Source organism: uncultured Flavobacterium sp. (assembly GCF_963925185.1).
In the GTDB taxonomy this organism is placed as follows: Bacteria; Bacteroidota; Bacteroidia; order Flavobacteriales; family Flavobacteriaceae; genus Flavobacterium.
Map to the genome: position 1 here is coordinate 47,947 of NZ_CAWURC010000006.1, position 23,456 is coordinate 71,402.

General features: G+C 33.1%; 21 protein-coding genes. 15 read left to right on the plus strand and 6 right to left on the minus strand.

Annotated elements, in window-relative coordinates; translation table 11 throughout:
- Positions 1-129: 129 nt before the first annotated feature.
- From AABM59_RS01760 to AABM59_RS01770, 3 genes are all read right to left on the minus strand, one after another.
- The gene (locus tag AABM59_RS01760) at positions 130-996 is read right to left on the minus strand and encodes a nucleoside phosphorylase (protein WP_338407269.1); all 867 of its coding nucleotides are present in this window, start codon (positions 994-996) and stop codon (positions 130-132) included.
- 111 nt (positions 997-1,107) lie between these two features.
- Positions 1,108-1,437, minus strand: coding sequence for a translation initiation factor (locus tag AABM59_RS01765; protein ID WP_338407270.1), 330 nt, complete (start codon positions 1,435-1,437; stop codon positions 1,108-1,110).
- A 133-nt stretch (positions 1,438-1,570) separates the two neighbouring features.
- Positions 1,571-2,521, minus strand: a complete 951-nt coding sequence (locus AABM59_RS01770) for a 2-oxoglutarate and iron-dependent oxygenase domain-containing protein (protein ID WP_338407271.1) — start codon at positions 2,519-2,521, stop codon at positions 1,571-1,573.
- A 166-nt stretch (positions 2,522-2,687) separates the two neighbouring features.
- On the opposite strand from AABM59_RS01770, the gene AABM59_RS01775 reads away from it, so the two are divergent.
- Complete coding sequence (locus AABM59_RS01775) at positions 2,688-4,664, plus strand: dehydrogenase E1 component subunit alpha/beta (protein ID WP_338407272.1); 1,977 nt, start codon at positions 2,688-2,690, stop codon at positions 4,662-4,664.
- A 305-nt stretch (positions 4,665-4,969) separates the two neighbouring features.
- A complete protein-coding gene (locus tag AABM59_RS01780) occupies positions 4,970-5,218 on the plus strand; it encodes a hypothetical protein (protein ID WP_338407273.1) in 249 nt (82 codons plus the stop codon).
- A 22-nt stretch (positions 5,219-5,240) separates the two neighbouring features.
- On the opposite strand, the gene AABM59_RS01785 is transcribed toward AABM59_RS01780, so the two are convergent.
- The gene (locus AABM59_RS01785; protein WP_338407274.1) at positions 5,241-6,785 is read right to left on the minus strand and encodes a hypothetical protein; all 1,545 of its coding nucleotides are present in this window, start codon (positions 6,783-6,785) and stop codon (positions 5,241-5,243) included.
- Positions 6,786-6,938: 153 nt separating this feature from the next.
- Here AABM59_RS01785 and AABM59_RS01790 point away from each other — a divergent pair, with 153 nt between their 5' ends.
- The 13 genes from AABM59_RS01790 (at position 6,939) to AABM59_RS01850 (ending at position 20,681) form a co-directional block, all read left to right on the plus strand.
- Positions 6,939-8,114 carry a 2-isopropylmalate synthase gene (locus AABM59_RS01790; protein WP_338407275.1) on the plus strand — a complete coding sequence of 392 codons (1,176 nt, stop codon included), beginning with the start codon at positions 6,939-6,941 and terminating at the stop codon, positions 8,112-8,114.
- Between the two features lie 52 nt (positions 8,115-8,166).
- On the plus strand, positions 8,167-9,285 hold the full coding sequence (leuB, locus tag AABM59_RS01795) for a 3-isopropylmalate dehydrogenase (protein ID WP_338407276.1): 1,119 nt from the start codon (positions 8,167-8,169) through the stop codon (positions 9,283-9,285).
- 269 nt (positions 9,286-9,554) lie between these two features.
- Positions 9,555-11,228: a dihydroxy-acid dehydratase gene (gene ilvD / locus AABM59_RS01800; RefSeq protein WP_338407277.1), complete on the plus strand. Its 1,674-nt coding sequence runs from the start codon at positions 9,555-9,557 to the stop codon at positions 11,226-11,228.
- Positions 11,229-11,289: 61 nt separating this feature from the next.
- A complete protein-coding gene (gene ilvB / locus AABM59_RS01805) occupies positions 11,290-12,984 on the plus strand; it encodes a biosynthetic-type acetolactate synthase large subunit (RefSeq protein WP_338407278.1) in 1,695 nt (564 codons plus the stop codon).
- Between the two features lie 4 nt (positions 12,985-12,988).
- Positions 12,989-13,510: an acetolactate synthase small subunit gene (gene ilvN / locus AABM59_RS01810; protein WP_338407279.1), complete on the plus strand. Its 522-nt coding sequence runs from the start codon at positions 12,989-12,991 to the stop codon at positions 13,508-13,510.
- Positions 13,511-13,568: 58 nt separating this feature from the next.
- Positions 13,569-15,038, plus strand: a complete 1,470-nt coding sequence (gene ilvC / locus AABM59_RS01815) for a ketol-acid reductoisomerase (RefSeq protein ID WP_338407280.1) — start codon at positions 13,569-13,571, stop codon at positions 15,036-15,038.
- A gap of 263 nt (positions 15,039-15,301) precedes the next feature.
- Positions 15,302-16,432: an NAD(P)/FAD-dependent oxidoreductase gene (locus AABM59_RS01820; protein ID WP_338407281.1), complete on the plus strand. Its 1,131-nt coding sequence runs from the start codon at positions 15,302-15,304 to the stop codon at positions 16,430-16,432.
- Positions 16,433-16,458: 26 nt separating this feature from the next.
- Positions 16,459-17,172: a methyltransferase domain-containing protein gene (locus AABM59_RS01825; protein ID WP_338407282.1), complete on the plus strand. Its 714-nt coding sequence runs from the start codon at positions 16,459-16,461 to the stop codon at positions 17,170-17,172.
- Positions 17,169-18,221 (plus strand): type III polyketide synthase, encoded by a 1,053-nt coding sequence (locus AABM59_RS01830; RefSeq protein WP_338407283.1) that lies wholly within the window; start codon positions 17,169-17,171, stop codon positions 18,219-18,221. The genes AABM59_RS01825 and AABM59_RS01830 overlap by 4 nt, the downstream gene beginning before the upstream one ends.
- A 1-nt stretch (position 18,222) precedes the next feature.
- Complete coding sequence (locus AABM59_RS01835; protein ID WP_338407284.1) at positions 18,223-18,657, plus strand: FabA/FabZ family ACP-dehydratase; 435 nt, start codon at positions 18,223-18,225, stop codon at positions 18,655-18,657.
- The gene (locus AABM59_RS01840; RefSeq protein ID WP_338407285.1) at positions 18,658-19,929 is read left to right on the plus strand and encodes a beta-ketoacyl-[acyl-carrier-protein] synthase family protein; all 1,272 of its coding nucleotides are present in this window, start codon (positions 18,658-18,660) and stop codon (positions 19,927-19,929) included.
- Positions 19,930-19,932: 3 nt separating this feature from the next.
- Positions 19,933-20,187 carry an acyl carrier protein gene (locus tag AABM59_RS01845; protein WP_338407286.1) on the plus strand — a complete coding sequence of 85 codons (255 nt, stop codon included), beginning with the start codon at positions 19,933-19,935 and terminating at the stop codon, positions 20,185-20,187.
- Positions 20,184-20,681, plus strand: coding sequence for a 4'-phosphopantetheinyl transferase superfamily protein (locus AABM59_RS01850; protein WP_338407287.1), 498 nt, complete (start codon positions 20,184-20,186; stop codon positions 20,679-20,681). The genes AABM59_RS01845 and AABM59_RS01850 overlap by 4 nt, the downstream gene beginning before the upstream one ends.
- Here the strand turns inward: AABM59_RS01850 and AABM59_RS01855 are convergent.
- On the minus strand, positions 20,674-21,270 hold the full coding sequence (locus tag AABM59_RS01855) for a 3'-5' exonuclease (protein WP_338407288.1): 597 nt from the start codon (positions 21,268-21,270) through the stop codon (positions 20,674-20,676). The two genes, AABM59_RS01850 and AABM59_RS01855, sit on opposite strands and share 8 nt — an antisense overlap.
- A gap of 2 nt (positions 21,271-21,272) precedes the next feature.
- Entirely contained in the window at positions 21,273-23,189 is a 1,917-nt protein-coding gene (locus tag AABM59_RS01860) for a DUF294 nucleotidyltransferase-like domain-containing protein (protein ID WP_338407289.1), read from the minus strand.
- Positions 23,190-23,456 lie beyond the last annotated feature (267 nt).

The window sequence follows — 23,456 nt, forward strand, 5'->3', positions numbered from 1 at the left end:
AAGGTATTCATTAAAGATAAATTTATGGTTTACTTAAAAATGTTCCAAAAGTTTATCGTACGGATGCACCAATAAAATTGAAAAATACTCTTCCTAAATAATTCATTTTGTCTAAAATTAAAAAAAAAATTACTCTGCTAATTTCCCCAAAGCATATGCTATCAATTCATCAACAGCTTTGTACGGATCTTCACTAAAAGTGCCGTTGGCACGATTAGCAATAATAGCATTTAATGATAAACAATGATGTCCTAAGAGTTTTCCCAAACCATAAATAGCACTCGTTTCCATTTCGAGATTTGTCATTCGTGTTCCATTATAATCGAAATTATCCATTTTAGAATTTAATTTTTCATCCTGAGTGTTTAATCGCAATACACGACCTTGTGGACCATAAAAACCACCAGCAGTTCCTGTAATTCCTTTATGAATTTTATCGCTTTCAATTAATTTTTCTAATTTTTCTGAACACGGAATGCTGTAAGGTCGGCCTTTTTTTAAATCCCAATTGGTGTGTGAGATGAAAGCGTCTTCCATTTCAATATTCGAAATTTCATCGATTAAATAGGAGCGAAGCATATTGTCTAAGCCCAATCCAAATTTAGACATAACGAAACTATCTACAGGAATATCAGCTTGTAATGAACCCGAAGTACCAATTCTGATAATATTTAAAGAAGTAAGATTTTCTTTTGGTTTTCTAGTTTTTAAATCAATGTTTACCAAAGCATCTAGTTCGTTCATCACGATGTCAATATTATCAGGACCAATTCCTGTAGACATTACCGTAATTCGTTTGCCTTTGAAAGTTCCTGTTTGGGTTTTGAATTCTCTTTTTTGGGTCGAAAACTCAATGTTATCAAAGAATTGTGTTATTTTTTCGACACGGTTTTGATCACCCACAAAGATGATATCGAGTGCTATATGTTCTGGTAGTAAGTTCAAATGATACACACTCCCATCCGGATTTAGTATCAATTCTGATGATTTTATCATAATTTTATTTTTTTTCCACAAAGACACGAAGGCACTAGGTGTTTTGAAGGTTTTTTGTTATTGAACTCAATTATAATTCTAAAAAAAGAAGACAGAATATTGCTAACTAATTTAGCCTCCAACTCGTTTTACTTTGAATCCTTTTTCTTTGAGTATTTGCATAATTTTATCCCGATAATCTCCTTGAATAATTATTGAATTATCTTTAAAAGTACCGCCAACACTAAGTTTTGTTTTTAATTCTTTTGCCAAAATTTTAAAATCCTCATCAGTTTCAGTATAACCTTCTATTATTGTTATTGGATATCCTTTTCGCTTTTCGAATTTACAAATCATTGGTTCTGATTGAATCCAAAGTTTTTTTTCTTTGATTATTTTGGGTTCCTCTTTTGCTATTTGATGGTCAGGAAATAAATTTTTGAGTTGGTCTTGTAAGTCCATTTTTTACAATTAAATTGTTTTTATAAAACATTAAAAAATTAAGTTTCATTAAGTATTTATAATTCTTAACGAAGCTTAATTTCTTATTGGTAAAAGTACAAAAAGAGCCAGTACACTATCTTTTTTATCTAAATTATTTCTTGATTAGTCCTAATTCAACTAAGCGTTCGTGTAAATAATCTCCAGCGGTGATGTCTTCGAATTTTTTTGGATTTTCAGCATCAATGCAATTGTCCAAAGAATTCAATTTCATTTCACTAACCGGATGCATAAAAAATGGAATGGAAAACCGAGAAGTTCCCCATAATTCCCTTGGTGGATTCACCACTTGGTGAATAGTAGATTTTAATTTATTGTTAGTGTGTCTTGACAACATATCACCCACATTTATAACTACTTCATCTGGTTGAGCAATTGCATCAATCCATTCTCCTTCGTGATTTTGAACCTGTAAACCTCGTCCTTGAGCACCCATCAAAAGCGTGATTAGGTTAATGTCGCCGTGAGCCGCAGCACGAATGGCATTTTCGGGTTCAGAAGTGATGGGTGGATAATGAATAGGTCTCAAAATAGAATTTCCTTCTTTGGCATATTCATCAAAATAGAATTCGTTTAAACCAAGATGTAAAGCTAAGGCTCTCAACACGTAAATACCTGTTTTTTCAAGCATTTGGTAAGCTTCTTTCCCAACAATATTAAAACGAGGTAATTCACTTACTGCTACATTATCTGGATATTCGGCCGCGCGTTTAGAGTCTTTTTCCACATATTGTCCAAAGTGCCAAAACTCTTTCAAATCACCTTCTTTTCTGCCTTTTGCGTGTTCTTTTCCAAAAGAAACATAACCTCTTTGACATCCAATTTCTGGAAATTCATAGCTGTGTTTTATTTCTAATGGCAATGTGAAAAACTTTCTAATTTCGTCATATAATTCATCAACCAACTGTTCGTCTAAAAAATGACCTTTTAGAGCAACAAAGCCAATTTCTTCAAAAGCACTACCGATTTCATTTACAAATTTTTGTTTGCGTTTCGGTTCACCCGAAAGGAAATCACGCAAGTCAACACTAGGAATTTTTTGCATACTTTAATTTTAATAACTTTTTGTTCTTAAATATCGAACCAACAAATATAAAGATTAATTTTAATTCATAATTATAAAAGTTATAAAATGAATTAATAAATATAACAAAATTAAACGAAACTGTTATTTTTTCATACTTTTGAGCCGCTATAAAAATATAAAACTAATGAATTTCGACAGAAAAAAACTTACTGACAATCAATTATTAGATTTGTATAAAAGATTGGTAAAACCGCGATTAATCGAAGAAAAAATGTTGATTCTTATCCGACAAGGAAAAGTCTCTAAATGGTTTTCTGGCATTGGTCAAGAAGCTATTTCTGTTGGGGTTACGGCAGTTTTAGATACAGATGAATATATTTTGCCAATGCACCGAAATTTAGGAGTTTTCACTGGGAGAAACATTCCGTTATATAGACTTTTTTCGCAATGGCAAGGCAAATCTAATGGTTTTACCAAAGGTCGCGATCGTAGTTTTCACTTTGGAACGCAACAATACAAGATTATTGGAATGATTTCGCATTTGGGTCCACAATTGGGCGTCGCTGACGGAATCGCTTTGGCAAACAAATTGAAGAAAAACGGAAAAATAACAGCCGTTTTTACTGGTGAAGGAGCTACAAGCGAAGGCGATTTTCACGAAGCTTTAAATATTGCTTCGGTTTGGGAATTACCTGTAATGTTCATTATCGAAAATAATGGTTACGGACTTTCGACCCCAACAAATGAACAATTTCGATGCAAAAACCTTGCTGACAAAGGCATTGGTTACGGAATGGAAAGTTATATTATTGACGGAAACAACATTCTGGAGGTTTTCAATAAATTATCAGAATTAAAAACTTCGATGATCGAAAAACCTAGACCTGTTTTATTGGAGTTCAAAACCTTTAGAATGCGAGGACATGAAGAGGCAAGTGGTACTAAATATGTTCCGCAAGAGTTAATGGATACTTGGGCTATTAAAGACCCCGTAGAAAATTATAGGAAATTTTTATTAGAAAACGGAATTCTTTCAGATGCTTTTGATAAAGCTTTTCGCATTGAAATTAAAAAGGATATTGATGAAAGTTTGGTTATTGCCAATGCCGAACCTATGATTGAAGCCTCTTACGATGAAGAATTGAATGATGTTTACAAAAAATTCGATTACCAAGAAGTTAAATTTTCTGAGGAAATAAAAAATATTCGATTTATAGATGCTATATCTAGCAGTTTGAAACAATCGATGGAGCGTTACGATAACTTGATTATTATGGGTCAGGATATTGCAGAATACGGAGGAGCTTTCAAAATTACAGATGGATTTGTAAAACAATTTGGAAAAGAGAGAGTCATAAATACTCCTATTTGCGAAAGTGCAGTAGTTTCGGCAGGAATGGGCTTGTCTATTAACGGATATAAGGCGATTGTCGAAATGCAGTTTGCTGACTTTGTTTCGACTGGATTTAATCCGATAGTAAATTTATTAGCAAAATCACACTACCGTTGGCAAGAAAAAGCCGATGTTGTGGTTCGAATGCCTTGTGGTGGCGGATCGCAAGCGGGACCTTTTCATTCGCAAACGAACGAAGCTTGGTTTACTAAAACACCTGGCTTAAAAGTAGTTTATCCCGCATTTCCGTATGATGCAAAAGGGTTGTTGAATGAATCTATCAATGATCCAAATCCTGTTTTGTTCTTTGAACACAAACAATTATACCGAAGTATTTACCAAGATGTTCCAAATGATTATTACACAATTCCGTTGGGAAAAGCGGCTTTGTTGAAAGAAGGAACTCAGGTTACAATTATTGCTTTTGGTGCCGCGGTTCACTGGGCTTTAGAAACTTTGGATAAAAACCCAGATATTTCTGCGGATGTTTTGGATTTAAGAACCTTGCAACCATTGGACACAGATGCTATTTACGCATCTGCCAAGAAAACAGGAAGAGTTATTATTTACCAAGAAGATTCGTTGTTTGGCGGAATTGCAAGCGATATTTCGGCATTACTCATGGAAAATTGTTTTGAATACTTAGATGCTCCGGTAAAAAGAGCAGCTAGTTTAGACTCGCCAATTCCGTTTACAAAAGCATTGGAAGATCAATATTTACCAAAAGGAAGGTTTGAAAAAAAATTGTTAGAATTAATTAAGTATTAATTATTTTAGCTAGTTAAAAACAACACTTATTAGGTGTTAAGTCGTTAATTATATGTAAATTAGTATTTATTTTCAACTTAATATTTACTATGAAAAATAAGTATATTATTTTTGCTATTGGCCTGCATTGGACTCGGAAGTTGCAATAGATTCCAAAAACAAAAAATTCAGGAAGAAAATCCGGTAATTTCACAGTGTTATGAAGCTGTTTATGAAAAAGACACTGTTGAATTAAAAGTCAACACTTTGAAAAGTGGTAAATTAACTGGAGATATGGTTATGAAAATTGTTGATATACCAAAAAAATGGTTGGGAAAATTGCTGGGAAATTCCATAGAGACACCTTATTTGTTTCTTTTACTTTTATTCATGGAGCAAATAAAAAATTGACATTCAAAAATCCAATGGCATTTTTAAAACTCGGAAACGAACTCATTTTGGGTAATGGAAAAATAGAAACTATCATGGGAACTTCTTATTTTGTTAAAGAGGAGTCTATAAATTTTGATAGTGTAAAATATAAATTTTCAAAAGTGGACTGTATTCATAAATAACAGATAAAAACCCAACAGGATTTTATCTGTTATATAATTTGGCTTTTTCCTTTATGATATCGCTGATTTTTCTATTTTCGATTTTGCTTTCTAGCCAAGATATGATGTCGAGATAGAGAAAAGCCCTTTTTTCGTAGGTGTTTTTTTCTAATTCGATAAATCGTTCCTTCATTCCCATAAATTCCTTTTTAATATCGCTAGGATAAATGGTGTTCAATCTTTTCAAAAAACGAATAATTTCCTTTTGTACTTCGTGCAAATCATTCATTTTTATTAAAAATTTATAAGTGCTTTTTAATTGATTTTCCAAGTTGAAATCCTTCCCAGATTCATAATGTGCGATCAAACATAATAAACGTGCAAAACAAGCCAAATCTTCCCGAACATAAAGGTTTTTATTGTTGATGATTTTCTCTAGATACGAGATACATTCGGTATATTTTTCGTTACCAAAATAGATACAGGCTATTTTATAGTAAAATAACATTTCATGATGCTCGTCGAGATGATCGCTATGCAATTTTATTTTGTCTAAAACAACTGGAATTAAGTATTCACTTTCGATGAAAGTGCCTTCCAGAATGTGATAATTGAGTTTGTTATTATATAAATAAAGGAAAGATAAAGAGTTTATATTGTCATTTATTGGAAACTGGGGATCACTGATTGTTTCTTCTAATAATTTAAGATGTTTTTTAAAATTCGACATGTATTTCAACATAAATAATGACTCTAATAAATAGTGATTTCCTTTCAAGAAAAATACCGGATTTAGATAAATCATGTTCTTGTTGTCATAAAAAAGAGTCACCCATTTATGCGAATATTTATAGCAAGAAAGGAAGTCTTGCACGAGAAAACTTCTCCATAAACACGCATTGTAATACCAGTATTTCTCACGAAATCCAAACTTTTCAATGTCTAATTTTGAAATATGCTTCTTGAAATAATCATCAATATATTTGTATTCGGCATCGCTTTTTACATATCCAGTTTTCAGCATAATGCCGTATAATTGCAATGATAGATTAGATAATTTGCTTGAAATGATATTTTGGTAATTCAATTCTTTGGCCTGAACGACCAATTCATCAGCGCGACCTTGAATACTTCGGGTAATGTATTGTGATTCTATGAGTTTTTCGAATTCGACAATTTCATAAGCCATATATTTTTCGTCATTTTCTAATGCTATCTGCTTCGTTTTATCCAAAATTTTTAAACTCTGCTTATACAAACCTTTATTATATAAAATGGTTGCGAAATCGATTTGTTCGCGTAACTGGTAACGAATATTTTGGCTAGGAATATTCAACCGAATACTCACCAAAATTTGTTTGTACAAATAGGATTTAAGATTGGATAATTGTACTTTCTTGATAATGCCACTTCTCAAAATAATTTTCTCGTCATAGCCTTCGGATTTGTCTAAAATGTTAAACAATTCGATAAACTTAGTATTAGAACTCGTTTCTAATCGACTGGCAAAAATCTTGAATTGTCTTTTTTCTGACTTTGAAAGCGATTTTACTAATACAAATAAAGAATCTTTTTGATGGTTAGCCATTGTAAAATATACTATTGTAACTTGTTGATTTTAAATTATTTACAAAGCTATTACTTGCCTTATAAATAGTATAATTTTTAAAAACAGATTTTATATTAATGTTATGAAATCTATTTTTGTTCAAAGTTGTGAAATTACACTAAATATTTTAAAATGAATAGAGAGAAAGTCCAAATTTTTGATACCACTTTAAGAGACGGGGAACAGGTCCCAGGATGTAAATTAGACACAAATCAAAAACTTATAATTGCGGCTCGACTTGATGAAATGGGAGTTGATATTATTGAAGCTGGATTTCCTGTTTCAAGCCCTGGAGATTTTTTATCCGTATCTGAAATAAGCAAAATTGTAAAAAATGCTACTGTTTGCGGTCTTACAAGGGCCGTAAAAAATGATATTGACGTAGCCGCTGCCGCTTTAAAACATGCTAAAAAACCTCGTATTCATACCGGAATTGGAACTTCAAATTCGCATATTATTTACAAACTTAATACAACTAGGGAAGATATTATTACTAGAGCCAAATATGCTGTTTCTTATGCTAAATCCTATGTTGAAGATGTAGAATTTTATGCTGAAGATGCCGGTAGAACTGATAATGATTTCCTAGCACGGGTCTGTGAAGAAGTAATTAAATCAGGTGCTACGGTATTAAATATTCCAGATACTACAGGATATTGCCTTCCGGATGAATATGGTGCGAAAATAAAATACCTCAAAGAAAATGTAAAAGGAATTGAAAATGTTATCATTTCGTGTCACTGTCATAATGATTTAGGAATGGCTACTGCAAATTCGATTGCTGGTGCTGTAAATGGAGCCAGACAAATCGAATGTACTATAAACGGTATAGGCGAAAGAGCCGGAAATACTGCATTAGAAGAAGTAGTGATGATTTTTAAACAACATCCTTATTTGAATTTATATACTGATATTAATACTAAGCAATTGAATGAAATGAGTCGATTGGTTTCTGATAGTATGGGAATGATGGTACAACCTAACAAAGCGATTGTTGGTGCCAATGCTTTTTCACACAGCTCAGGAATTCATCAAGATGGCGTCATAAAAAACAGAGAAACATATGAAATTATGGATCCATTAGAAGTTGGTGTCAATGAGTCTTCAATCATTCTTACAGCAAGAAGCGGTAGAGCAGCATTAGCCTACAGAGCAAAAAAAGTGGGTTATGAATTGACTAAAGTGCAATTAGACATTGTATATGTCGAATTCTTAAAATTTGCCGACATCAAGAAAGAAGTTTTGGATCATGACATTCACCAAATTATTGAAGCTTGCAAAATCGAAGGAGATTTAATTAGAAGTTAACCCATATTTTAGCATTCTAATTATAGATTAACTTTACAAAAAAATAAATAAAATGGACTTAAAAATAGCAGTGCTTTCGGGAGACGGAATAGGTCCTGAAGTTATCTTACAAGCAAAAAAAGCGTTAAATGCAATAGGTGTGGTTTATAACCACGAATTTGTGTTTGAAGATGCTCTTGTAGGTGCTGTTGCCATTGATCAAACTGGAAATCCACTTCCTAATCAAACCCTAAATCTTTGTTTAAACACTGATGCCGTTTTGTTTGGGGCCATTGGGCATCCAAAATATGACAATAATCCTGATGCCAAAATACGTCCAGAACAAGGATTACTGAAATTAAGAAATGAACTAGGTCTTTATGCCAATATTAGGCCTATAAAACCCTACAAAGCTTTATTAGATTCTTCACCATTAAAAAGAGAAGTTATCGAGGGTGTTGATTTTGTAGTTTATAGAGAACTATCTGGAGGTGTTTATATTGGCGAAAAAAAATTAAGCGATGATGGGACCTTAGCTTCTGACTCCTATGTATATTCAGAAGAGCAAATCATTAGAATTACACATTTAGCTTTTAAAGCAGCCCAAAAACGCAGAAAAAAAGTAACAATGGTCGATAAAGCCAATGTTCTTGAAACCTCAAGATTATGGAGACGACTAGTTCTAGAAATAGGAGAATATTACCCAGATGTTGCGTTGAATTTTCTTTTTGTTGATAATGCAGCAAAACAAATTATACTGAATCCAAAACAATTTGATGTTGTCCTGACTGAAAACATGTTTGGAGACATACTTTCTGATGAAGCAAGCGTAATTGTAAGTTCCATTGGATTGTTAGCGTCGGTTTCTATAGGAAATGACAAAGTGCTTTTTGAATCCATTCACGGTTCTTATGTAGAAGCAACAGGGAAAAATATTGCAAATCCAATTGCTTCCATATTATCAGCAGCGATGCTTTTGGAACATTTTGGCCTTGATAAAGAGGCAAAAAAAGTTTATGAAGCTGTAGAAAAAGCTTTCGAATATAAAATAGTAACTGCTGATTTGAGTTCATTTTCAAAATTTGGCACCAATGAAGTAGGAGATTTTGTTTCAAATTTTATTTTAAGTAAAGAGGATTTGTTATATTTTAATAATGATAATGTTCATATAGGTCAATCGACAATATTTTAACTAAAATTAATTGAATAAAAGATGTAATAATTGAATTTAAATGCAATTTTGTAGTTGATTTTTTGTTTGTTTCATTTGTTTTTATACATTTGAATACTCAAAAAATTAAAATGAAATTATTCATTATTATCTATTCAATTATTAATGTCATTGTGATTATCACATATACAAAGGGATTGGTATAGATATAATTAAAAAGATATTTAAAACCTCCCAATTATTTGGGAGGTTTTTTTTGCAATAAATTTAAAAATACAAAATAATAATAAATGGAATTAAATAAATATAGTAAAACCATAACACAAGACGTAACTCAACCTGCAGCACAAGCAATGTTATATGGAATTGGTTTAACTGAAGAAGATTTAAAAAAAGCGCAAGTTGGAATTGTGAGTATGGGTTACGAGGGAAACACCTGTAACATGCACTTGAACGATTTGGCTAAAGATGTCAAAAAAGGAGTTTGGGATGCTGATCTAGTAGGATTAATTTTTAATACCATTGGCGTAAGTGACGGAATTTCGAATGGAACGGAAGGAATGCGTTTTTCATTAGTTTCTCGTGATGTAATCGCTGATTCTATTGAAACTGTGATGGGAGCGCAATGGTACGATGGTTTAATTGCGGTTCCAGGTTGTGATAAAAATATGCCAGGTGCTTTAATCGCTATGGGCAGGGTAAATCGTCCAGCCCTTATGGTTTACGGTGGAACAATAAATTCAGGACGTTGGAAAGGGGAACATCTTAATATTGTTTCTGCTTTTGAAGCTTTAGGAAAGAAATTCAACAATAGTATTTCCGATGAAGATTTTAAAGGAGTAATTAAAAATTCTTGTCCTGGACCAGGAGCTTGTGGCGGAATGTATACAGCAAATACAATGTCATCTGCAATTGAAGCCTTAGGAATGAGCTTACCATATAGTTCCTCAAATCCTGCGTTGAGCAAAGAAAAAAAACAAGAATGTCTTGATGCCGGAAAAGCCATCCGAATATTATTGGAAAAAGATATCAAGCCTAGAGACATCATGACTCGTAAGGCTTTTGAAAATTCGATTACACTTGTAGCCGTTTTAGGAGGTTCCACGAATGCCGTTATGCACTTAATCGCCATGGCACATTCAGTAGATATTGAAATTACTTTAGCCGATTTTCAAGCAATTAGCGACAAAACACCGGTTCTTGCCGATTTGAAACCAAGTGGTAAATACATGATGGAAGATTTACATGCGGTGGGGGGAGTTCCAGCTGTTATGAAATATTTATTGAAAGAAGGGCTTATTCACGGAGAATGTTTGACAGTAACTGGGAAAACCTTGGCAGAGAATCTAGCAGCTGTACCGGATCTAGAAGAAGGACAACAAGTTATTTTCGAAATTCAAAAAGCATTGAAATCGACAGGTAACATTCAAATTTTATACGGAAACTTAGCTTCAGAAGGTTGTGTTGCCAAAATTAGCGGTAACGAAGGAGAATATTTTGAAGGAACTGCGGTAGTTTTTGAAAGTGAATTTACCGTTATTCCAGGAATTCAAAATGGTTTAGTAAAACCCGGAGATGTCGTCGTCATTAGATACTGCGGTCCTAAAGGAGGCCCAGGAATGCCTGAAATGCTAAAACCAACATCGGCAATTATGGGAGCTGGATTAGGAAGTAGTGTGGCTTTAATTACTGATGGTAGATTTTCAGGAGGTTCACACGGTTTTGTAGTTGGACATATTACACCAGAAGCCTTTGATGGTGGTGGAATTGCTCTAGTCGAAAACGGAGATTTGATTACAATTGACGCTGTAAAAAACACTATTAATTTGAAAATTTCTGATGAAGAATTTGCTAGTAGAAAAGCAGCTTGGATTCAACCTTCTTTGAAAGCTACAAAAGGAGTTTTACTCAAATATGCCAGATCGGTTTCGAGTGCATCAACAGGATGTGTGACTGATAAGTAAGTTAAAAAAAATACAATAGCAATGTCAATAGTAAAATTGTCAAAAGCTTAAAAAATAAATAATGGAAAACAATAAAATATCTGGAGCAGAAGCCCTTATTAGATGCTTACTCGAAGAAGGCGTAGACTTAGTATACGGTTATCCTGGAGGTGCGATAATGCCGGTTTATGATGAATTATATAAATTTAAAGAACAATTACACCACGTTTTAGTGCGCCACGAACAAGGCGCAACACACTCAGCTCAAGGGTATGCCAGAGCGACTGGTAAAGTGGGTGTTGCCATCGCGACATCTGGACCTGGTGCAACTAATTTAGTGACTGGAATTGCCGATGCGCAAATTGATTCTACTCCAATGGTTTGTATCACAGGTCAAGTGGGCAAACATTTATTAGGTTCGGATGCTTTTCAGGAAACTGATATTATTGGTATTTCGACTCCTGTAACCAAATGGAATTATCAAATTACAGAAGCTTCTGAAATTCCCGAAATCATTGCAAAAGCTTTTTATATTGCAAGATCAGGTCGTCCGGGTCCAGTTTTGATTGATATTACAAAAAATGCCCAGTTTGATTTACTAGATTTTAGTTATAAAAAATGTACTGGAATTAGAAGTTACAATCCAAAACCAACTTTAAACCTCGAAAAAGTAGCCGCTGCAGCTGATTTAATAAATAATGCCAAAAAACCATTCATCGTATTTGGACAAGGAATTATTCTTGGCGAAGCCGAAACGGAACTAAAAGCATTAGTAGAAAAATCAGGAATTCCTGCTGCTTGGACCATTTTAGGACTTTCCGCTTTGCCTACAGAACATCCAATGAATGTTGGAATGTTAGGGATGCATGGTAATTATGGACCCAATTTGTTGACCAATGAATGTGATGTTTTAATAGCACTGGGAATGCGTTTTGATGATCGTGTTACTGGAAATTTGGCTACTTATGCCAAACAAGCCCAAGTAATTCACTTTGAAATTGACCCTTCTGAAATCGATAAAAATGTAAAAACCACGGTGGCAGTTTTGGCAGATGTTAAAGAAGCTTTGCAAGCATTGATTCCGCTTATCGAAAGTAAAACACACGAATCTTGGCACAACGAATTTAAAGAAAAATATAAAATTGAATTTGAAACGGTTATCAAAGAAGAGTTAACTCCAACTAAAGGCGGAATTTCTATGGGAGAAACTATGGAAATGATCAACAAACACTCCAACGGAGATGCTATAATTGTTTCTGATGTGGGTCAACACCAAATGTTTGCCTGCCGTTATGCCAAATTTAATTCTACAAAAAGTAACATTACTTCCGGAGGATTAGGAACAATGGGATTTGCATTACCTGCAGCCATTGGAGCGAAAATGGGAATGCCAAATCGCGAAGTTGTTGCTATCATTGGAGATGGTGGTTTTCAAATGACAATTCAAGAACTGGGAACTATTTTTCAAACTAAAGTTCCAGTGAAAATAGTAATTCTAAACAATGAATTTTTAGGAATGGTGCGTCAATGGCAAGAATTATTTTTCGATAAAAGATATGCGTCAACAATTATGACCAATCCAAACTTTGTAGCTATTGCTGAAGGATATCATATAAAATCAAAAAAAATAACCAAAAGAGAAGAGTTGGATGAAGCTGTTGCCGAAATGCTGGCTTCAAAAGAATCTTATTTTCTTGAAGTTATGGTAGAAAAAGAAAATAACGTATTCCCCATGATTCCAACAGGAGCTTCGGTTTCCGAAATGAGATTAAGTTAAAACTATGGAAAATAAAACATTCACCATTTCTGTTTATTCAGAAAACAACGTTGGCCTATTAAACAGAATTTCTGGAATATTCTTGAAACGCCACATTAATATTTTGAGTTTAAATGTATCCGAATCAGAAATCGAACACATTTCTAGATTTATCATTGTAGTTGATACCACCGAAAAATGGGTGCAAAATATTGTAGGCCAAATCGAAAAACAAATAGAAGTTATCAAAGCGTTTTACCACATTGATGAAGAAACCATTTTCCTCGAAAGTGCAATTTTTAAAATTGATTCTAGACTGTTATTCGATGAAAGGCAAATACAAAACATAATAAAAGAAAGCTATTCTGAAATTGTGACTGTTTCAAGAGACTTTTTTGTAATCTCAAAATCGGGGAAGCCTTCCGAAATTGAAGAATTATATAATAAATTAAAACCTTTCGGAATTATGCAATTTGTACGTTCAGGAAGAATTTCGGTTTCCAAACAAAAAATGGAAATTTCAACATTATTAGATGATTTAAAATAGGAATTAAAAAAAGGGAAAAAACCCCAAAAAGTATTAAATATTAAACAACAATTAGAAAATGGCAAATTATTTCAATTCATTACCTCTTAGATTACAATTAGAACAATTAGGCGTTTGCGAATTTATGGATCAGTCCGAGTTTGTAGATGGAATATCCGCACTTAAAGGGAAAAAAGTAGTTATCGTAGGTTGCGGAGCTCAAGGTTTGAACCAAGGTTTGAATATGAGAGATTCTGGCTTAGATATTTCGTATGCTTTGCGTGCCGAAGCTATTACACAAAAAAGAGCTTCTTTTATGAACGCTGCAGACAATGGTTTCAAAGTGGGAACTTATGAGGAATTAATCCCAACGGCTGATTTGGTTTGTAACCTTACCCCAGACAAACAACACACTGCTGTTGTAGCCGCAATTATGCCTTTGATGAAAAAAGGTTCGACTTTAGCTTATTCGCACGGATTCAATATCGTTGAAGAAGGAATGCAAATTCGTAAAGACATCACCGTAATTATGTGCGCTCCAAAATGTCCAGGATCTGAAGTTCGTGAAGAATACAAAAGAGGTTTTGGTGTACCCACTTTAATTGCGGTTCACCCTGAAAATGATCCAAATGGAGAAGGTTTTGCTCAAGCAAAAGCGTATGCAGTTGCCACGGGTGGTCACAAAGCGGGAGTTTTGAATTCTTCTTTTGTTGCCGAAGTAAAATCGGATTTAATGGGAGAACAAACCATTCTTTGCGGAATGTTGCAAACAGGTTCTATTTTGTGTTTTGACAAAATGGTCGAAAAAGGAATCGAACCCGCTTATGCTTCAAAATTAATTCAATATGGTTGGGAAACCATTACCGAGGCTTTGAAACACGGCGGAATCACCAACATGATGGATCGTTTGAATAATCCTTCTAAAATTGAAGCTTTCGAACTTGCCGAAGAATTAAAAGACATTATGCGTCCTTTGTTCCAAAAACACATGGATGACATTATTTCTGGTGATTTTTCTAAAAACATGATGATTGACTGGGCAAATGATGATATCAATTTATTGACTTGGAGAGCAGCCACTGCCGAAACAAATTTTGAAAAAACAGCACCAACTTCAGCTCATATTTCAGAACAAGAATATTTTGACAACGGGGTTTTGATGATTGCAATGGTAAAAGCTGGAGTAGAATTAGCTTTCGAAACCATGACACAATCAGGAATTATCGAAGAATCGGCCTACTATGAATCATTGCACGAATTGCCTTTGATTGCCAATACTGTAGCTCGAAAAAAATTATACGAAATGAATAGAATCATTTCTGATACTGCGGAATACGGTTGTTATTTATTTGATCACGCTTGTAAACCATTATTAGTTGATTTTATGAAAACAGTTGACACAAATGTAATTGGCAAACCATTTACAAAATCGAATGGTGTAGAAAACACAGTTATTATTGCAGTGAACAATGAAATTCGTCAACATCCTATCGAGGAAGTAGGAGCGTGGTTGAGAGAATCAATGACGGCTATGAAAAAAATTGGATAATAATAGATCACACTATTTGTGTGATGGGATTTGCCCAGTATCTTTAGGTTTTATAATATTTTGAATTAGTTAAAACGTATTAAAAATATAAAAAGATATTGTTGCTTTGCATCTACTTAACTTCTAAAAAATTAGAATGTTAAGTGGTGTAATCCCTAAATATAAAAAAGCAAGATAGAAATTCTATTTTGCTTTTTTTATGTCATAATTTAAAGATAATAATGTTCAGAAATTGCTAAGAAAATTACTAAATTAGCAATCTTATGGAAACTAATTTCGATGTCATAATTATTGGTGGAGGATTGGCTGGCCTTACAAGTGCCATTCATTTATCGAAATTTGGGTTAAAAGTTGCCGTTATTGAAAAAAATGAATTTCCAAAACACAAGGTTTGTGGAGAATATATTTCCAATGAAGTTTTGCCTTATTTGGAATCATTGGGATTGAATATTTCCGATTTAAAAACTTCGAATATTAATAAATTAGAATTTTCTTCTGCAAAAGGAAAAATCATTTCAGCCCATTTACCGCTTGGAGGATTTGGAATAAGTCGTTACATTTTAGATCATTATTTGTTCCAAAAAGCCATAGAAAATGGCTGCCAAATTATTAAGGATACTGTGACCGATATTCATTTTAGTGAAAACAAATTTGACATTTCTACTGCTAATAATTTAGGATTAAAATCAAAAATAGCTATTGGAGCTTTTGGAAAACGTTCCAATTTAGATCAAAAACTAAATCGTAATTTCCTTCAAAAAAAATCACCTTGGCTGGCCGTGAAAGCACATTATTCTGGAAATTTCCCCAATGAATTGGTTGGTTTACACAATTTTAAAGGAGGTTACTGCGGCGTTTCAAAAGTGGAAAATGACACTATTAATATTTGTTATCTAGCCGATTATGAAACCTTCAAACAATACAAGAACATCGAGGAATTTCAATTGAAAGTTGTTGTAAAAAACCCGAATTTAAAAACTATTTTTGAAAAAAACACAATGATTTTTGAAAAACCATTGACGATAAGCCAAATTTGTTTTGAGAAAAAAGACGCTATCGAAAACCATATTCTAATGATAGGTGATACCGCCGGATTGATACATCCGTTATGCGGTAACGGTATGGCAATGGCGATTCATAGTGCGAAAATTGTGTCTGAACAAATTATAGATTTTCTAGAAAATAGAATTGTTTCTAGAAAAGAATTAGAAGAAAACTATAGATATGAATGGAATAAAAATTTCAAAAGCCGACTTGCAACAGGACGTTTTTTGTCAAGAATATTGCAGAATGAAAAACTATCGTCATTTCTTATGCAATTATTGGTTGTTTTTCCATCGTTATTGACAAAAATCATAAAAAAGACGCATGGCAAACCTTTTCAATTGCAATAACAATGACAAAAATCAATTATAATTAGATGCCAATTAGTACCAAATATAGATCTGACGAACCGGAAATAATGGATGATTTCGCAATGGAAGGAGAAGTCTTGCGCGATGCTTTGGATAAAATTGCCAAAATAAATCAGCTGTTGGGAGGAAACCAGCTAACTTTACGAGGTGTCCAGGAATTAATCGCTAAGATTCCCTATCAAACCGAAATCACTATTGTGGACGTGGGTTGTGGTAATGGTGATATGTTACGAGTATTAGCGGATTATGGTTTAAAACACACTTTAAATTTTCGATTAATTGGAATAGACGCCAATAATTTCACTGTCAATCACGCTCGGAAATTATCAGAAGAATATGCTAATATTAGCTTTCAATGTGAAGATGTTTTCGGAAAAACTTTCGAAGAATTAAAATACGATATCGTTTTGTGCACATTGACATTGCATCATTTCAAATCTGTTAAAATCACACGACTAATGGCTGTTTTCAATGCCAATTCAAGAGTAGGAGTTGTAATTAATGATTTGCATAGAAGTGCCTTGTCATATCGATTATTTCAAGTGTTATGTTTTGTATTTCAATTGAATGCCATGTCGCGAGAAGATGGATTAGTTTCTATTTTAAGAGGATTTAAAAAACAAGAATTAGTAAATTTTTCAAAAAAATTAAATTTCACCAATTATAAAATTCAATGGAAATGGGCTTTCCGTTATCAATGGATAATTTCAAAACTATGAGTGTAAAAATTAAAACTGTAACCAAGCAATTACCTAAATATTCTAGAACCACAGATGAAATCATTCCCTTTCTTGATGCTTGGCTCGAAGGGCAAGATTCTCGTTTTATCCGAAAAGTGAAGAAAATTTTTGAAGGAGCAGCCGTTTACAAAAGGTATTCCATTATGGATCCAATTGCGGTTTTTACAAACACTTCTTTTGAAGAAAGAAACGACATTTACGTTCGTGAAGTCATAGAATTAGGTACAAAAGTATTTGAAAAGGCACTGGTCAAATCCAATTGGAAACCCGAAGATTTAGATTATATTATCACAGTAAGTTGTACCGGAATTATGATTCCATCCTTGGATGCTTATTTAATCAATAAATTGAAATTACGTCAGGATATTGTTAGGCTTCCCGTGACCGAAATGGGTTGTGCAGCAGGAATTTCGGGAATTATTTATGCGAAAAATTTTTTGAAAGCAAATCCTGGAAAACGGGCAGCTGTTATTGCTGTCGAAAGTCCAACGGCAACTTTTCAATTGGATGATTTTTCGATGGCCAACATTGTTAGTGCAGCGATTTTTGGAGATGGAGCAGCTTGTGTACTACTTTCTTCCCATATTAATGATGAGGGACCTGAAATTTTAGATGAAGAAATGTATCATTTTTATGATGCAGAACATTTGATGGGTTTTAAACTGACGAATTCAGGTTTGCAAATGATTTTGGATATTGATGTTCCAGAAACGATTGCCTCCCATTTTCCGGATATTATTAATCCGTTTTTGGCAAAAAATAATTTAAAAACAGAAGATTTAGACCATTTGATTTTTCATCCCGGTGGAAAAAAAATTGTGCAAACTGTGGAAAGTCTATTTTCTGATTTAGGGAAAAACATAGATGATACAAAAGAAGTTTTGCGATCATACGGAAATATGTCGAGCGCCACCGTTTTATATGTTTTGCAGCAAATTATGGATAAAAAACCAAAGCGGGGTTCAAAAGGATTGATGCTGAGTTTTGGCCCAGGATTTTCAGCTCAAAAGGTTTTATTACAATTTTAAAATGACAAACCAAGAAATCATATCAAAATTACCGTATTCTAAACCGTTTTTGTTTGTGGACGAATTGTTGCAAATAAATGAAAATGGCGTGGAAGGCACCTATGCTTTTGATCAAAATCTGGATTTTTATAAGGGACATTTCAAGGATAACCCTGTTACGCCTGGAGTGATTTTGATCGAAGTTATGGCGCAAATTGGGTTGGTATGCTTGGGTATTTATTTGCTAAATGATAAATTTAATAAAAATACTTTAATTGCCTTAACATCAAATGATATAGATTTTTTAAAACCTATTTTTCCAAACGAAAAAGTGACGGTGATTTCAGAGAAAATTTATTTTCGATTTGGCAAATTAAAATGCAAGGTCGTTATGAAAAATGAAAATGGAGAAGTAGTTTGCACAGGAACAATCGCAGGAATGATAACAAACAGATAAATGAATAAACGTGTTGTAATAACAGGTCTCGGTATTGTTGCTCCAAATGGAGTAGGAATTGATGCGTTTGCTAATGCAATTAAAAATGGAATCTCAGGCATAAAACATGATCCAGAATTGGCACGACTTCAATTTTCTTGTCAAATTGCTGGAAAACCTGAAATCTCAACCGAATTATCATTGGAATATTTCTCAGCATTAGAACTTCGAAATTTTAATTCAACTGGTATTTTGTATGGTGTAATTGCGGGAATTGATGCTTGGAAAGATGCTGGATTATCAATTGAAAATAAGGCTGAACCAGATTGGAATAGCGGAACTATTTTTGGAACAGGAACTTCTGGAATTGATAAGTTTAGAGAAAGTATTTATAAAATTGACGATTTCCAAACTCGAAGATTAGGAAGTACAGCTGTTGCTCAAACAATGAATAGTGGCATAAGTGCCTATTTGGGAGGAAAACTAGGATTGGGAAATCAAGTAACAACAAACTCTTCTGCCTGTACAACTGGAACCGAAAGTATCTTGATGGCTTTTGAAAGGATTAAATCAGGACAGGCGAAACGTATTTTGTCGGGAAGTACTAGCGATTCCGGGCCGTATATTTGGGGTGGATTTGACGCAATGAAAGTATGCACTTTTAAACACAATGAAACACCAGAAAAAGGCTCTAGACCAATGAGTATGACTGCATCAGGATTTGTACCAGGAAGTGGGGCAGGAGCATTGGTTTTGGAAGATTTGGAAACAGCTTTGGCTCGCGGTGCCACAATATATGCAGAAGTTCTTGGAGGAAACGTAAATTCTGGAGGTCAACGGGGTCTTGGAACCATGACGGCACCCAATCCAGTCGCCGTACAAAAATGCATAAAGGATGCTTTAAAAAATGCGGGAATTTATCCCAATGCTATAGATGCCATCAACGGCCATTTGACAGCTACATCAAAAGATAGTTTGGAAATTCAGAATTGGAGCGAAGCATTAAATAGGAGAGGAATAAATTTTCCGTATATAAACTCACTGAAATCAATGGTTGGACATTGTTTGTCTGGAGCGGGAAGTATTGAAAGTGTTGCTTCGGTTTTGCAATTGCATCAGGGATTTATTTTTCCGAATATTAATTGTGAAGATTTACACTCTGAAATTACCACAATAATTGATGCAACTCGAATTCCACAACAATTAATTGAAAAAGAATTGACTATTATCGCAAAAGCCAGTTTTGGTTTTGGTGACGTAAATGGATGTGTGATTTTTAAAAAATATAAATAATAGATGAACAAACAAGAAATTATCGAGAAGTTAAAGGTAATCGTTAAACCTTATATCAAAAACCAGGAAGCATTTGACAATCTTACGGAAAGAACTGATTTCATTAATGATTTGCAGATAAATTCTGCAAATTTAGTCGACGTGATTTTAGATATTGAAGAAAAATTTTCTATTGTAATTGACAATCAATCGATGGAACGAATGTTAGACGTACAATCAGCGATAGAGATTATTGAAACTAAATTATCCGAAAAGTGATAGGAAATGACATTGTAGATTTGGCATTAACCAGAAAAGAAAGCAATTGGAAAAGGAAGGGTTTTTTGAATAAAATCTTTACTAAAAAAGAACAAATGTTGATTTTAAATTCCGGAAATCCAGAAATTATGGTTTGGAATTTATGGAGTAGGAAGGAAGCGGCTTATAAAATTTACAATCGTCAGACACTAATTCGGGGATATTTTCCTTTGCAATTGGAATGTTTTAATTTTGAGAATAGCAATGGACTATCTTTTGGAAAAGTACAGATAGAAGACAAAGTATATTACACAAAAACTGAAATTTCATCCCAATATATTTATACAATTGCTGTTGATAATTCTAAATATTTTGATAAAATTAAAACATTAGAAAATCGTAAAAACATCAAAAAAATAAATGGTATTCCAAGTTATATAGAAAAAGATAGTTTATATACAGAACCAGCATCCATAAGTCATCACGGAATATTTGAAAGAATAATTTCTATTTAATTCCCAATCTAGACTTTAGTTTAAGGAAAAGTAACGCAATTTTATAAGCATCTTCAGAAGCCGAATTTCGATCGCTTTTTGGAATTTTGAATATGTCACATAATTCATCAAGCAAAAATTGTTTATTACTAATATCGTTCAGTTTTTGATGCATTATATCAATATCCAATGCTTCATTTTTTAGTCTTCCACAATCCAATCTTTCTAGAGCTTCGTTAATAATTTCTACATTAAAATCAACGTGATGACCTACTAAGATAGCGTTACCAATAAATTTAATAAAAGCCTGTATTGCATCCGGCTCTATTAGTTTTTCCATTTTACTTTCTAAAGTAAATTCATTTATAATACCGTTATTGTGAAAAAACTTATATTGGGATATTATGGTTTCAAAACTATCTCCAATGATTATATTATTATCTATTACTGCAAAAGAACCAATCGATAAAATCACATCCTCCTTTGGGTTTAAACCCGAGGTTTCAGTACTAAAAACAACAAAACGGTTTGATTTTTCATCAAATTTTGAAACGTAATCTTTCCAAAATTCAGGATGTTCTTTGTTAATATTTTTTATCCATTCTAACATAATCAAGAAAATTGGGTGAGTTGGAACTTTGTTTTAATTAATTCTTCTAATTCTTTCATTGGTGCCAAAGCGTTTTTTAAATTTTCCTTATCAACTTTAGATAGCTCTTGTAAATCAATATATTGTCCGGAATTATCATTTTTCAAACCTTCTAAAGTTCTAAATTTTGATAAAGTCAAAAATGCTTCGGCACAATTAAGGTAAATTTCACTGTTTCTATGATCTGTAATGGATAATTGTTTGAAACGCATATAGGTATTATTTACATTTCGAATGTTATAACTAAGTGCAAACAAACGGGCACCATCAATTAGTGGCATTAAAGCACGTGTTTTAATATCGAACTTATCCTTGTTAACCCCTTCTTCTTCGAGAATAAATTTCTTAAAAAAGCTTAATGGGGAGTTTTTTCGTAGCGTATTATTTCCTAAAAAATCAAAGAATAATGTATTATTGTGAACGTTAGTGAAAATTATGTTTTCAATTGTTTCTTCAATCTTTTTCTCCCCAAATACCAACTCATAGTCAAAGAAAATACTACTAATATCATTGCTATTTTCACCGGGAGTATTGATCCAAATATTGTATTTTTTTGTCCAATCTGTCAATGATTTACACCAAATAATATTACTACCCATATGACCGTTTGGACATAATTCATAACCCACATTTTCTAAAATTGTTGTAGTTCTTTTCCCCAACTTTAAGAAATAATCTTTGACATCCCTATATTTCTCTGCGGATACATCTTCAAAAACTAAGATACTGTCTTGATCAGTGAGCAATAATTGTTCTTTTCTGCCCTGGCTACCAATGCTAAACCAAGCAAAATTGGCGGGAGGGGAGCCTAAATCTAAAATCGATAAATCGATTGATCTCTTGATTATGGCCAAATTGATTTCGCTTGCAATATTATTAATATGAGAAAGTGGAACGTTTTTATGAATAGATTTTTGGATAAGATCTGTTAGACGATGACGGATTGATTTCAAGTCTTTTGAACTCTTGGAACGTTTAATTTCTTTTATCAAAACTCCGGGATTACTGGCTTGGGCGACAATCAAATCGTGTTCAGAAATAATTCCTTTGACTTCCGATTTATCGGTTCCATCTTGCGTTACACACAAATGAGTCACGTTGTGTTTCAGTATCAGTAATTGTGCTTCAGCCAAAGAAACATTTTCGACAACGGTTACCACTGGTGACGACATAATTTTATCTAAAGTAGTTGTAATTGAAAATCGTCCTGTGGCAATTTTGTTACACATATCAACGTTAGTAACAATTCCGATAGGGAAGTTGTTTTCGCAAACTATGACACTATTAGTAATCGAATTTGCCATAAGTTGTGCAACTTCCTGAACAATGCTTGATCTTGTTGCTCTTAAAGGAGAAGGATTATAAGACAATGATTGAAAGTACTGCATTTCTGATTGCTGGTCAGAATAGTAGACATTATCATAAATCAGTTTTCCATGTAAATTTTCACTTTCACTTGGATTGCTGGTGTTTGAGGCAAAACTTTGTAATAAATAATCTAATACTTCCGAATTGTTGGCAACAAATGGACGAAAAGTAGCGATAGGAATGGCATAAATGATGCTTTCTTCACGTGCTTTAGCGGTCATCAAATAATTATTCTTGGCAAAAAACGGACGCAAACCAAAAACATCGCCTTCAACACATTTATTTAATATTGTATCTTCTGCATCAGCAATCACAGATAAATTTATAACTCCAGAAGCTATAACATAAAAACTATCGTGCAAATCATCGTTGATTTGGAACAAAGTTTTATGTTTCTCCAAATTTAAAACACGAATACTTATAGCGATTTCGGATAACTCTTGAAAAGTTAAATTATCAAATGGTGGATATTGCTTTAAAAAATCAGCAATATGTTCAGCAACTGTATTCATATTGTTTCTAGTAGAATTAATTGTAAATTTAATAAATTAAATTATTCATACGAAAGATAGAGTATCAAAATAATGTTATTTTATGAATAAGAGGGATTAAATTATGAATTAAAATTCTATTTTACATAATATAAATTATAGTGCAAAAATATAGTGTTGTAAAAAAAAGTTAAACTAACCCGTTGGGTGTAATTATTAAAAACGTCTATTCGAGTGTTTTTTGTGCAGTAAAACGGAACAAAAAATGTATCGAGAATCGTTTTTAAC